This is a genomic window from Pseudoduganella sp. HUAS MS19, assembly GCF_053615455.1.
The window spans coordinates 5,455,369-5,469,130 of record NZ_CM132133.1; the positions used below are offsets into that span (position 1 = coordinate 5,455,369).

Sequence of the window (13,762 nt, forward strand, 5' to 3'; positions counted from 1 at the left end):
CGCCTGCATCCACCGTGCGCCAGCTAACGATGCGCGGCGGCGATTTCTGGCAACCTGAAATTGTCCCCGTTGAAAGGTGCCGCGTGATTCCTATCGACCCTGTCTCGAGCGCCACCACGGTCACGCCGGCAACGCCGGGCGACCGTGTTGTGCCTGCCGCTGCCGCGCCGTCTCCCGCCAATGCGACGCCTACGGTGTCGTCGCTTGGACTGTTCCTGTCCAACCTGGTGCTGGCGCAACGGCGGCTGCGTGAGCTGGCCACTGAAGGCGGCGACGCGGCCGCGTTTGCGGCGGCGGCACAGCAGGTAGTCGAGAACATGAATGCCAATGCGCCGCCCATCCTGGGCGGCGTGCTGGCATCGCAGCAGCCCGCGCTCAGGCAGGCCGGCATCGACGTCGCCAGCGGCGGCACCCTATCGGCCGACGAGGGCACGCTGTCGACCGCGTTCAACGCGGCGCCGCAGCGCGCGCTATCGGCGTTGGGGGACGCACTGGGCGCAGTAGCCGACGCCGCTGCCGCTACCCAGCCCAACGCCGCCGCACTGGCACTGGCGGCAGGGGACGATGCCCCTGCCGCCGCATCGCCCAACCTGGCAGAACTGAGCACGCAACAGCGCATCGCCGCGCAGCAGGCAACGGAAACCCGGCGGCTTGCCAGCGCGGCCCTGGCTGCCAATGAGCTGGAAGATACGCAGCAGCAGCGCCTCGCCGAAACGCAGGCCGCTGCCACGCGGCAACTGGAAAGCACGCGCGAAGAGGACCGCGCCGCCCAGGCCCTGGCGGACCGCCTCGAAGCCGCCCGCCGCGCCGCCCTGCAGGAAGCCGAAACCAGCCAGCTTGGCCGCACCCGTGCCGAACGTGCCGCCGCCGATCGCCTGGATACTGCGCGCCGCCTGGTCGCCGAACAGGCCGAAACTGCCGAGTCGGAGGAATTGATCGCGGCGCGGCTCGCCCTCGCCCGCCAGCAGGCGGCAACCATCAACGCTGAAGCCGAAACCATCGCAGCCACCGACGCGCGGCTCACGCTGGCCCGTCAGCAGGCGGCCGATTCCAGCAGCGAAGCCGCGGCCACTGCAGCCAGCGACGCCCGCCTGGCACGGATGCGGCAGGAAGCTGCAAGGGAGGCTGGTGCGGGCGTATTGCCCGGCCCGGCCGGCGCCCCTGGCAGCGGCACCGCGACGCCGGCCGCGCAGGAAGCCCAGGCATCCGAAGCCGCGACAAGCGCCGCACGTACACGACAAGTCCAAGTTAACGCCACTGCGGCACAAGCGCGCCGCGTTGCCGAAGAGGCCGAACGGACCCGGGCTGCACTGACAACCGAGGCGCTGTCGCTGCAAGACCGCCTGACCGCCCAGCGCCTGGAGGAAGCCGCCGATATTTCCCGTGACATCGCAAACGAGCAGGCCGAAGTCCGCCTGGAAGCCCGCCGGCAAGCGCTGCGCGAAGCGCAGGCAGCCGCGCAAGCCGCAGCATCCCTGACCAGCAACGCCGCCATAGCCCCCCCTGGCGCGCCGCCAAACCCTGCCAGCGCAGGCGCCCCGGCCGCACCGGCCGGCGCCGTACCACCCGGCAACACGGCAATCCGGCCGCCGGAAGCCGGCATCAGCGCAGCCGGTCCGCAAGTCAGCGGCGCGACGCCGACCGGCATCGCTCCCGGTCCAGGCCCGGCAGCGGCAGCAGGCGCCGGCATCGGCCAAGCTGTCCCCACCATCGCCGGGGCGACGGCCAGCACGGCAGCCGCCGCCCAGGAAGCCAACACCGCAGCCGAACGCGCCGCCCGCGCTGCCGAGGCAGCGCGCCGCGCCGCCGCGCCAACGACGCTGCAAGCGCAACGTCAGCAGGCCGCCGACCCGGCCATCGCGGCCGCGGTGGCCGCCTACCGTAGCGGCGATATCGCGGCAGCGGCAGGGCGGCCGCCCGCGGCGGCACCGCCGATCGAAGCGGTCCCCGCACCGGTCGCCGTGCCGGCCACCACTCCTGTCGCACCAGTCCAGTCGCGTCCCGTCCAGCGCGCCGGCGAGTCGGCTGCCGGCCAGAATGCCGAAGCGGGCACGCAGGCGGGGGGCGGTCCGGCCGGCGGTGCGCCAGGCGGCACGGCCGGCGGCGCGTCTGGCGGCGGCACGCCAGGCCAAGGCGCGCGGCCCCAGGGAACGCGCCAAGCTGCGGCGCCCGCCACGGCACCGGCGACAACGCCGGCACCGGGCAGCCGCATCGACAACAATGCGTAAGGCCCCATAGCCGCGGTGACAGGGCCGCTATGCCGTTTTAATCGCCCAGTGGGCAGAACACAGCAGAATCGAAGCCGGGCCGCCCTTCATCGATTGCCTTGCCGCATTCCGGCATGATGCAGTGCGGCTTGCCGCGCCGCCCGGATTGTGGATAATCACGCCATCGACAAACAAAGGGAGACCCTTCGATGAAGCTGAAGCACTCGGTAAGCGCAGTGGCGCTGCTGGCAATGGCCGCTGGCGCCTGCGCGCAGGACATGGTGGTAAAGATCGGCCATAGCGGCCCGCTGTCCGGCGCACAAGCGTTTTCCGGCAAAGACAATGAAAACGGTGCCCGTCTGGCCGTCGAAGAACTGAACGCCAAGCCGATCACCGTCGGCGGCAAGAAAATCAAATTCGAACTGATGTCGGAAGACGACCAGGGCGACCCGAAAGCCGGCGTCTCCGCCGCGCAGAAGCTGGCCGATGCAGGCGTCAAGTACGTGGTCGGTCCATACAACTCCGGCGTCGCCATTCCAGCCTCCCGCATCTACAACGAAGCCGGCACCCTGATCGCACCAGTTGCGACCAACCCCAAGTTAACGCAACAAGGTTACAAGAATATCTTTCGTATCAACGCCAGCGATACCCAGCTCGGTTCCAAGATGGCGCTCTATGCCGCCAATGAGCTGAAGGTGAAGAACGTCGCCGTGATCGACGACCGTACTGCATTCGGCCAGGGACTGGCGGAAGAATTCAAGAAGCAGGCACGGGCTTCCGGACTGCAGGTGGCCGGCCACGAATACACCACCGACAAGGCGGTCGACTTCACTTCCATCCTGACCAAGTTGAAGTCGAAGAACGTGCAGGCCATTTTCTTCGGCGGCTATGCTCCGCAAGGTGCGCCGATGGCGCGCCAGATGAAGCAGCTTGGCATCCCGGCCAAGCTGCTGGGCGGCGATACCATCTGCACCGCTGAAATGGGCAAGCTGGGCGGCGATGCCGTCGGCGACAACGTGCTGTGCGCGCAAGGCGGCGCCTTGCTGGAAAAGGCGGCTTCCGGCCCGGCCTTCAAGGCCAAGTTCAAGAAGCGCTTCAACGCGGAACCCGACGTCTATGCTTCGGCCTACTACGATGCCGTGCTGATGTACGCTGCCTCGATGCAGAAGGTGAATTCGACCGATCCGGCCAAGGTTGGCGCCGATATTTCCGCCGGCAGCTACAAGGGCGTGTCGGGCACCTACGCGTTCGATGCCAAAGGCGATATGAAGTCTTCGCCGGTAACCATCTTCAATTTCAAGAACGGCCAGCCGGCTGCGATTTCGAGCTACTGAGGAATTCCCATAATTCCTGAGCGACCGGCCCGTGCGGCCGGTCACTCAGGCGCGCAGCCGCCAGTTGCTCCACGCTGCCCGGCAGGTACCTGCCGGCGATCGACAGCAAACTCCCCTCCTCCAGTTCACGCTCCACCAGGAAACGCGGCAAATGGCCCCAGGCCAGGCCTTGCAGGATGATTTCCTTCTTCATTTGCTGGTCCGGCACCGAGCACCAGCTCGCCCCCTCGACCACGAAATAGTCTCTGCCCTGCGTATGGCGCGCGGTGTCGCGGATGATGCACTGGGTGTACTGGCGCAATTGCGCGGGCTTGATTGCGCGGGACACGGCAAAACGCAGGAAGCCCGGCGCCACCACAGGCACGAAGGGGATCTTCGCCAGCGGCACCCATTCAATGCGCGGATCGCCCTGGTCGACGCCATGCACGATAAGGTCCGCGTCGCCATCGTATAGCCGCTCGGCCGGTCCGCTGACCGTCTCCACCTGCACATGCAGGCGCGTCGCCGGCCGGCCGCGGAAGAACCCGGCCAGCGTCGCCAGTACCTCGCGCTGCGGGCAGATATCGCCGATAACCACGCGCAGTTCATCTTCCTCACCCATTGCCAGTTGCCGCGCGTGCACCTGCAGCCCGGCCATTTCCGTCAGTGTGGCCTGCGCCTTGCGATGAAAGGACTTGCCGGCCGGTGTCAGCGCGACACGGTAGCCGCTGCGGTCCAGCAGTTGCAGGCCGGTTTGCTGCTCCAGGCGGGTAAGCGCTGCGTGCACGGCAGGGTGGGAGCGGTGCAACAGCTCGGCGGCAGGCTGGAACCCGCCGCTGCGCGCCACCGCGTCGAAGCATTGCAGGTCATGCAGTGTGAATGTGCTCATTGTCCACTTTTCTTACAAGGATTTGCCGAACTTTATAATATATTTCCGCGGCTGGCGCACCTAGGATCTGGTCTATCAACTACCCATCGAAAGGGCCAGTACCATGTTCATCACCACCGGCGACAATGTCCGCATTGCTTACCGCTTCGACGGCGCAGGGCACCTGCCTGTCCTGATCCTGTCGAACTCCATCGGCACCAGCTACCGCATGTGGGATGGTGAAGTCGGCGCGCTGTCGCAGCATTTCCGCGTGCTGCGCTTCGACACGCGCGGCCACGGAGCATCGGACGTGCCGGCCGGCGACTATTCGCTCGACCGCCTTGGCCGCGACGTACTCGAGCTGATGGATGCCCTCGGCATCCGGCGCGCGCACTTCCTCGGCCTTTCCCTGGGCGGCTTCATCGGCCAATGGCTGGCCATCCATGCGCCCGAACGCATCGGGCGCCTGGTCCTGGCCAATACCGCCGCCAGCCTGGGGCCGGAAGGCTTTGACGAGCAGATTACTGCCGTGCGTGCCGCGCCCGACATGCGCGATACCGCCGAAGGCTTCCTTTCCCGATGGTTCCCCCCACACATGCTGGCCGCACGGCATGCTACGGTCGGCAAATTCCGCGCCATGCTGCTGGCAACGGAAAACCAGGGGCTCGCCGCCAGCCTGGCAGCGGTGCGCGACGCGGATTTGCGCCGCACCATCGGGCTGATCGAAGCGCCAACCCTGGTGATCGCCGGGCGCGACGACACCGTGACCTCGGCCCGGCATGGTGCCGAGATCGCGGCGGCCATCCCCGGCGCACGCCTGGTGACACTGCCGACGGTACACCTGTCGAACATCGAGATGCCGGAGGAATTCAGCGCAGCCGTGCTGGGCTTCCTGCGCTGACTTGCCCGTCTTTCAAGCTGTGGGCAGCGATGGGTCGTTCAGCGGCACGGTGCGCAGCTGCTTGCACAGGCCCAGCATCGCCAGGCCCAGCACGCCTGCGGTGGCGCCCAGCACGAAGATGCCCGCCGTGGCCGACAGCAGTTTGCCCAGCAGGCCGATGCCGATCGTGGCCAGCGAATCCCCAGCTGCGTCCTGCGCCGCCCACAGGCCGTTCACGCGTCCCAGGTAGTGGTCCGGCGTATGGCCCTGCACCAGGCCATACTGCAGCAGCGATGCGATCGAAACGCTGTAGCCGAAGCAGGCCAGCAAAGCCAACACCAGCGGGAATGACGGCTGGGCGCCCAGCAGCATCAGGCAGGCAAAAGCGGCAAGGCTGGCCGCAATCATGGCCTGGCCGGGCCGCTGCAGGCGCTCGGTCCAGCCGCTGATGATGGCGCCCAGCGTAGCGCCCAGTGACACCGCGGAGTACATCAGTCCCAGCTCCAGCGCGCCCGGCGCCATGGCCGGGAACAGCACGCGCACCGCCGTGGTCAAGGTGACCAGCGTGCCGACCAGCACCGTTGCCGCCAGCACCGGGCTGGTGGACAGGAATCGTACGCCGTCGGCCAGGGCGCGCAGTGGATGCTCGTCGCCCGCATGCTGCGGCAGCATGGACGGAAGACGCAGCAGCGGCAGCAGGGTCAGGCCGGTGCCGATGGCGGCGATGGCGTAGGCCCAGCCCACGTCCGTGGCGGCGATCAGCATGCCGCCGATGGCCGGCGAAATCACCGTCGCCAGCCGCATCGAGACCATGTTCACCGCGCGCGCCTGCATCAGGTTTTCGCGCCCTACAATGGCCGGCATGCAGGCCAGCAGCGCCGTCACGCCCAGGGCGCCAAAAAAGCCGTCCCAGGCCGAGAGGATGCAGACTGCCCACAAGGACGGCGCTGGCAGCCAGGCATTTGCCGCCAGGCCGAGGAAGCCCAGGCCGCAAATGGCGCGCGCCAGCAGGATCAGCTTGCGGCGGTCGTAGCGATCGGCCAGCACGCCGCCCAGCAGCAGGCCGGCAAACATGCCGCCGCCCTCCAGCGCCAGCGCCAGCCCGACCTGCAGGCTGTCGCCAGTCAGGGCGTAGACCTGCATCGGCACGGCCACCGACAGCATGCCAAGTCCCAGCAGCGATATGCTGCGCGCGATGAACACGCTGCGGAAGTCCCGGTTGCGGCGCAGCAGGCCAAGGTCAACAAACAGTTTCATACTTTTTTCCTCTTCTTCTTTATGCGCTGCGGCGCTGGCGCAGTTGCGAGCGCTGTTCGGCGCTTGCGATCGCGCGGTCCAGCAGGGGACCAAGCACTTCCAGCGACTGCGGCGACAGGATGGTTTCATGCGAGCAGTGCGCCAGATGGTGCACTTCGAGATCCGCCACGTGCTTGCGCCACGCTTCGACCGGCCGGATGTACACGGGCAGCGACTGGCCGGCGATGAACAGCGTGACCGGCCCGTCGTAATCCGGCGTGCGGGTGCGCGCCAGCAGGCGCACTGCATCGCGGTAGTTGGCGAAGACCTGTTCCAGCATCGCTTCCTTCTCCCGGCGCAGCACTTCATCGGTCTCGCCTTCGTAGGCATCGCCCAGCAGGCGTTCCTGCTCGCGTTCCGCACCCAGCGCCGCTTCCGCGCCCTGCGGGTCGGTCCAGTCGTGCACTTCGGCCGGATAGGTGTCCAGCAGGCCGAGGAAGCTGACCTCCTCACCTTGCGCGCGCAAACGCTCGGCCACGCCGTAGGCGACCGTGCCGCCCAGCGAGTAGCCCAGCAGGTAGTACGGCCCCTGCGCCTGCACCCCGCGCACGATCTCCACCTGGCGCTCCAGCAGCGCATCCATATCGGCGCTGGATGCCACCAGGCCGTGCGGGCGCGGCGACTGCAGTCCGACAATGGCGCGGCCGCCGCCAAGGTAGCGCGACAGCACGCTGTACTGCCAGGCGAAACCGGAACCGGGATAGAAGCAGATCAGCGGCGGGCCTTCGCCCTGGCGCAGCTGGATCACTTCGTCGAAACCGTCGCTGCCGAAATCGTTGACCATGCCCTGGCTGTTCAGCAAGGCGGCCAGCCGCGCTACCGTCGGCGCCGTCATCACCTGGCCGACCGTGATACGCCGCTGCAGACTGCGCCGCACTTCGGCCGCCAGCTTCATCGCCAGCAGCGAATGCCCGCCGAGCGCGAAGAAATCGTCGTCGGCGCCCACCGCCTGCAGCCCCAGCACGCGCCCGAATACGTCGGCCAGGCGCTGTTCCAGGCCGCGCGCAGGCGCCCGGCCGGCCGCCTTGCCGCTGCGGGCCGGCAGCGGCAGCGCCTTGCGGTCAAGCTTGCCGTTCGCGCTGAGCGGGAGCCGCTCCAGCTGCATGACAGCCACCGGCACCATGTGGCCCGGCAGGCGCGCCGCCAGCGCGCTGCGCAACTGCTCGCCATCCGGCTGCGCATCAGGTGCGGCAACCACATAGGCCAGCAACTGGCGCGCATCCGCCCCGCTGCTGCTATCGCCGCCCAGCACCGCTGCATGCACGGCCGCCTCTGCTATGCCCGCCTGCTCGCGCAAGACCGCCTCGATCTCGCCCAGTTCGATACGCTGGCCGCGTATCTTGACCTGGTCGTCGGCACGCCCCAGGTATTCCACGATGCCGCCTTCCAGCCAACGCACGATGTCGCCGGTGCGGTACAGGCGCGCGCCTGGCATGAACGGGTCGGCCACGAAGCGCGCAGCGGTCAGGCCCGGCTTGCCGACATAGCCGTCCGCCAGCTGGATGCCGCCCAGGTACAACTCGCCGACCGCCCCCGGCGGCACCTGCCGCAGCCAGCGGTCGAGCACGCGCAACTGGGTATTCCAGACCGGACGGCCGATCGGCACTCCGGCGCCGCCCGGCCCCATGGCGCCAAAGGCCGGCATGTAGCTGACGTCGACTGCCGCTTCGGTCGGCCCGTACAGGTTGTGCAGGGCCGCGGAGCTCAATTGCGCAAACTCGCGCGCCAGCGACTTGCTCAGCGCTTCCCCGCTGCAGAACACCAGCCGCAGGCTGGCGCAACGCAGCTCGCCCTGCCCTGCCAGATGGCCGGAAAACACCGACAGCATCGAAGGCACGAAATGCAGGCAGGTCACGCCATGCTGCTCGATGGCCTGCAGCAGTGCAGCCGGATCGCGGTGGGCATCCGGTTCCGCCATCGCCAGGCAGGCGCCCTGCATCAGGGGCCAGAAGAATTCCCATACCGAGACGTCGAATCCGCAGGGGGTCTTCTGCAGCACCACATCGTCCTCGCGCAACTGGTACTGGTACTGCATCCAGGCGATGCGGTTGTAGATGGCCTGGTGCGGCACCATGGCGCCCTTGGGGCGGCCGGTGGTGCCCGATGTGTAGATGACGTAGGCCGGGTGTGCGGGGCTGCAGTCCAGGTCGAGCTGCGGCGCGAACATCCCCGGGCCCGCCAGTTCGTCGAAGCACAACTGCGGCGTGCCGGCAGCGTCGAAGCGCGCCTGATGGGCGCTGTCGCTCAGCAGCAGGCGCGGCGCGGCATCGGCCAGCATATACGCCAGGCGCTCGGCCGGATAGCCCAGCTCCAGCGGCAGGTAGGCGGCGCCGGCCTCGATCACGGCCATGATGGCAATGCTCAGGCGTGCCGAACGGGGCAACGCGACTGCGACGATGTCGCCGGGCTGCACGCCCTGCTCAACCAGGCGCCCCGCCAGCACACATACCTGTCGCCGCGTTTCCGCGTAATCCAGCTGAACCTGCGCATCCACCAGCGCGGGGCGGTATGGCGTGCGCCGCGCCTGGGCGGCCAGCGCTCCGCGCAGGGTCTGCGCCGACAACGCCACGACGGTATCGTTGGCTGCTGCCAGCGACTGCGCCTCGCCCGGCGTCAGCACGGGGTAGCGCGCCAGGGGCAATTGCGGCTGGTCCAGCGCCGTGCGCAGCACCATCGCCACCCGCTGGGCCAGCGCTGCCGCATCGGCCACCGCGCCGCGATTTTCCACCAGCAGCGTCAGGCGCTCGCCCGGCAGCACCAGCAGGGCCAGCGGATAGTGGCTGTAACCGCGGTTCACCACTTCCCCGATGCGCAGCGGACGGCCGTCCCGGCCGGGAAGGTTCTGCGCCAGGTAGGCATTGTCGGGGTAGTTTTCCACCACCAGCAGCGTGTCAAAGAGCGCAGCCGTGCCAGCTTCGCGCTGGATGGCAGCCAGGCCAAGCCCGTCATGCTCCATCAGCGCGATGTGGCGCTGCTGCAGGGCGGGCAACTGCTCCCACAGCCCTTGCGCTGCATCGAGGCGGGTTCGCACCGGGATCGTGTTCAGGAACAGGCCGACCTGCTCTTCGATACCATCTATTTCGCTGTGGCGGCCCGACACCGGGCAGCCGAACAGCACATCGCCGCGACCCGACATTACGCCCAGCACCTGGCCCCAGACGGCTTGCATCAGCACATTCAGCGTGATGCCGCGCGCGCGCAAGGTTTCCTGCAAGCGCGCAGTCAGCGACGCAGGCAATTGCAGGGTGTACTCCTGCACCGGCGCGCCGGCCGCCGCGGCGTCGAACAGCAGCAGCGGTTCCGCGCCTGCCAGATCGTCCCGCCAGGCCGCTTGCGCCGGAGCCGGGTCGCGCTGCGCCAGCCGTTGTACCAGCTGGCCATAGCTGGCCCGCAACGGGACGGCTGCAGCGTCGGGTTCACTGTAGGCCGACAGCAGTGCGCGCAGCAGCAGCGGTGTCGACCAGCCGTCGATCACCAGGTGGTGCACCACCAGCAACAACGCATGGCGGCGCTCCGCCAGCTTCACCAGGGCCGCCTGCAGCATGCCGCCGAAGCGCGCCGTGGAACCGTCATGCGCCAGCAGCGCCGCCTGCAGCGCCGCCAGCCGCGCTTCCGCCTCCGCTTGCGGCAGGTGGCTGAAGTCATGCTGCTGCCAGGGCCAGGAAGGGATGGCGTCCGGGGCGGGCATCAGGAATAGCGGCTGCTCCGCCGCATCGAGGTCGAACATGCCACCAAGTTGCGGATAGCGGCGCATTACCGCCCCTAGGGCGCCCTGCACGCGGTCCGGGTCGACCTCGCCGTCAAGGTGCAGCAGGGTGAAGGCGTTATAGCTGCCCTGCCCCTGCGCCGTCTGTGCATGGAACAGCATGCCCTGCTGCAACGGCAGGACCGGGAGGATGTCGCCGTATGCGCCGTGACGGCGCTGCAGCAGTTCGCGCTGTTGCGCCGTCGGCACAAGCGGTGCCTGTACTGCACCGGCCGGGCCAGCCTCCTGCGCGGCGAACGGCGCCAGCCGGGCCGCCATGGCGCGCGGGGTGCGTTCTGCGAAAACCGCGGCGGGCCGCAGCATGTAGCCGGTATGGCGCATGGACGTGCACAGCATGATGGCGGAAATGCTGTCGCCGCCCAAGGCAAAGAAATCGTCGTCCACCGAAGCCGAGGCAAGCCGCAGCACATCGGCCATCGCACGTGCCACCAGCAAGGGCAAGGGTCCGGCGTCGCCGTCGCTGCCGGTCTGCGCGTTCCCGGCTGCCGGTGCGGTGCCAGGACCGGCATGCGGGACAGGCAACTGCTTGCGGTCAACCTTGCCGCTGACATTGCGCGGGAAACGTTCCATCACCACCAGCGCAGCCGGCACCATATAGTCCGGCAGCACCTGGCGCAACGCCGCCAGCAATTCCGCGCTCTTCGCCGCACGCCGGGCCTCGTCCAGTCCGGGCACCACGCAGTAGCCGACCAGGCGCTGCGTATTGTTGACTGCCTGCGCCAGCACTACGACGCTTTCCACACCCGGCAGGAGTGACAGCGCGTTTTCCACCTCGCCCAGTTCGACGCGGTAGCCGCGCACCTTGACCTGGTCGTCGCCGCGGCCAAGGAATTCCAGCTGCCCTGCAGTATTCCAGCGTACCAGGTCGCCGGTGCGGTACATCCGGCCGCCTGGCGGACCGAATGGGCAGGCAACGAAGCGCGCTGCGCTCAAGCCCCCCCGCGCCAGGTAGCCTTGCGCCAGCCCGGCGCCGCTGACATACAACTCTCCCGCCACGCCAACCGGCACCGGCTGCAGCCGGGCATCGAGCACATGGGCCATCGTATTGCCGATCGGCCGGCCGAGCACCGGATGGGCGCTGTCGGCCAGCGCTGCACGCAGCGTATCGACCGTGTATTCGGTGGGCCCGTACAGGTTGTGCGCCTGCAGCCCGGGAAAGGAGCGCAACTGCTGCCATAGCGCCGCCGGCGCCGCTTCGCCGCCGATCAGGATCAGCGCCGGCTGGTGGCGGCCTGGCGCCAGCAACCCATTGCCCAGCATCTGTGCCAGGAAGGAAGGCGGCAAGTCCATCGCATCGATGCCGATACGCTCAACTTCCTGCACCAGGGCGTATGCATCGCGCCGCATCTCTTCGTCGAACACATACAGTTCCTGGCCGCGCAGCAGCCAGAACAGTTGCAGCCAGGAGGAATCAAACGAGAAGGAATGGGTATGGGCGGCGCGCAGCGTGCGGCCGGGATGGCGCGCCCCCACTTCGGCCAGCGCCGGGCCGTAGACCGTTCCCGCATGCGCCTGGAACAGGTTGAGCAGCGCGCTGTGGGTATTCATCACGCCTTTTGGCCGGCCGGTGCTGCCCGATGTGAAGATAATATAGGCCACCGCATCGGCAGGCAGCGCGCCGCCGCGCTCCTCGTCCTCCAGCGGCGTTGCCGGCAACTGCGCCAGGGCCGTGCGGGCGGGTTCGCCGTCCAGGTCTAGGCGCGGAATACCGGCCGGCGGAATGATCGCTGCCGCACGGCTGGACAGGAGCAGCACGGGCGCAGCATCTTCGCACATCATGGCCACGCGGTCCGCCGGGTAGTCCAGGTCCAGCGGAAGGAATACGGCGCCGCACTCCATCACCGCCAGCATTGCCACCACGGATTCCACGGAACGCGGAATGGCGACCGCCACCACGCGGCCGGGACCGGCGCCCTGCATGCGCAGCAGGCGCGCCAACTGCGCCACCCGTCCTGCCAGTGCGGAGAAACGCAAGGTCGCGCCGCCGCATACCAGCGCGACGGCCTCTGGCGTTGCCGCAGCCTGGCGCGCCAGCATGGCTGACAGACGGTCCATCCCGGCCACGCCGACAGCCGGTCCTTGCGACCATTGCGCGATATTGTTCCGCTCATCGGGCGTTGCCGGCAGCAGCGCCTGCAGTTCACCATGCGGCGCCGCCAGCCATTGCTGCAGCATGGCATCGAGGCGCGACACATGCTGTTTCAGCTCCGCGGCCTCATAACGCGCGGCATCGGCGCGCAGCTCGATCGAGATGCGTTCGCCTACCTGAAGGTTGAACTCAAGGTCGTCCACCGGCCCCGTCGCCAGGTGATGCGTAATGCCCTGCAGGCCGCCCAGGTCCAGCCGGTAATCGAACATCTTGAAGTTGACCAGCGCGCCATACAGCTTGCGTCCGCTGCCAACCAGGCCCGCGTCGCGCTGGATCTGCTCCGCTTCATAACGCTGGTGCGGGCGCACCGCCTGTGCCGCGGTACGGAAGGCGCGTGCTACCGCGAACCAGTCCATAGCGCCTTCCATCTCGACTGCCAGCGGAAGCACATTGACCATCGGCGCCAGCGCGTTGATGGCGCGCGATCCCATGCGGCGCATGAAGGGCATGCCGATAGCCTGGCGCTTCTGGCCCGTCATCCGGTACAGGTAAGCCGCCAGCAAGCCATGCAGCAGGTCCGGGACCGCCAGGGCGGCGTCCAGCGCATGGCGCTGCAGCGCCATCGCAGCGTCGTCAGGCAGTTCCCACCCCAGGCTGCGCACATGGCCCGACGGCGCTGCATTGCGCAGGGAAAGGCTGGCCGCCGGCGGCAGCGTTTCGCAAAAGCCCGCCCAGAAAGCGCGGTCACGCTCCCGCGCGTCGCTGTGCTGGTATGCCTCATACTCCTCGACTGCGACCGATACCGGCGCAAAGGGCGACGGCCCGGCTTCGGCACCGGTCGCCAGCGCCGTGTAATGGGCCGCAATGCGCCGCGTCAAAGCCAGGAAGCTGAAGCCGTCCAGCATGATGTGGTGAAAGCGCTGGTACCAGAGCCAGTGGTCGGCGCCAATATGGAACAGCGCCTGGCGGTAGCAACACTGGCCGCTGGACAGGTCGAAGGGCTCGGCCATGTCCGCGCGCATCCAGGCGTCGGCCTGCATCCTGGCGTCCGGGTGGCGGCGCATATCGAATTCCAGCGGCGGGGCGATGGCGTCCATGGCGCCGGCGGCCTGCAGCTCCTGCCGCGCTCCTGCATCGGCCTGGACATAGCGCGCCGTCACGGTGTCCGCCTCGGCCAGTCCGCGCCGGATAGCGCTCGATAGCAGTTCCGGTTGCAAGGCGCCACGCACTTCGATGCAATGGGCGATGACGTAGCCTTGCTTGTTCTCGGCCACCTGGTCGGCCAGCCAGATACCGAGCTGGCTGCCGTTCAAAGGCAGGTATTGTGCTTGCATGGCGATTCC

General features: G+C 68.3%; 6 protein-coding genes. 3 read left to right on the forward strand and 3 right to left on the reverse strand.

From position 1 onward, the window contains the following. The first annotated feature begins 83 nt into the window (after nt 1-83). On the forward strand, nt 84-2,228 hold the full coding sequence (locus ACWBU6_RS25025) for a hypothetical protein (protein WP_452646038.1): 2,145 nt from the start codon (nt 84-86) through the stop codon (nt 2,226-2,228). Nucleotides 2,229-2,416: 188 nt separating this feature from the next. After that, complete coding sequence (locus ACWBU6_RS25030) at nt 2,417-3,541, forward strand: branched-chain amino acid ABC transporter substrate-binding protein (RefSeq protein WP_452646039.1); 1,125 nt, start codon at nt 2,417-2,419, stop codon at nt 3,539-3,541. On the opposite strand, the gene ACWBU6_RS25035 is transcribed toward ACWBU6_RS25030, so the two are convergent. Next, entirely contained in the window at nt 3,504-4,409 is a 906-nt protein-coding gene (locus ACWBU6_RS25035) for a LysR family transcriptional regulator (RefSeq protein WP_452646040.1), read from the reverse strand. The two genes, ACWBU6_RS25030 and ACWBU6_RS25035, sit on opposite strands and share 38 nt — an antisense overlap. 103 nt (nt 4,410-4,512) lie before the next feature. On the opposite strand from ACWBU6_RS25035, the gene pcaD reads away from it, so the two are divergent. After that, nucleotides 4,513-5,289 (forward strand): 3-oxoadipate enol-lactonase, encoded by a 777-nt coding sequence (gene pcaD / locus ACWBU6_RS25040; RefSeq protein ID WP_452646041.1) that lies wholly within the window; start codon nt 4,513-4,515, stop codon nt 5,287-5,289. Between the two features lie 12 nt (nt 5,290-5,301). Here pcaD and entS read toward each other — a convergent pair whose 3' ends face one another. Both entS and ACWBU6_RS25050 read right to left on the reverse strand, forming a co-directional pair. Beyond that, nucleotides 5,302-6,525: an enterobactin transporter EntS gene (gene entS / locus ACWBU6_RS25045; protein WP_452646042.1), complete on the reverse strand. Its 1,224-nt coding sequence runs from the start codon at nt 6,523-6,525 to the stop codon at nt 5,302-5,304. A gap of 19 nt (nt 6,526-6,544) precedes the next feature. Then, on the reverse strand, nt 6,545-13,753 hold the full coding sequence (locus ACWBU6_RS25050; protein WP_452646043.1) for an amino acid adenylation domain-containing protein: 7,209 nt from the start codon (nt 13,751-13,753) through the stop codon (nt 6,545-6,547). Nucleotides 13,754-13,762: the final 9 nt, after the last annotated feature.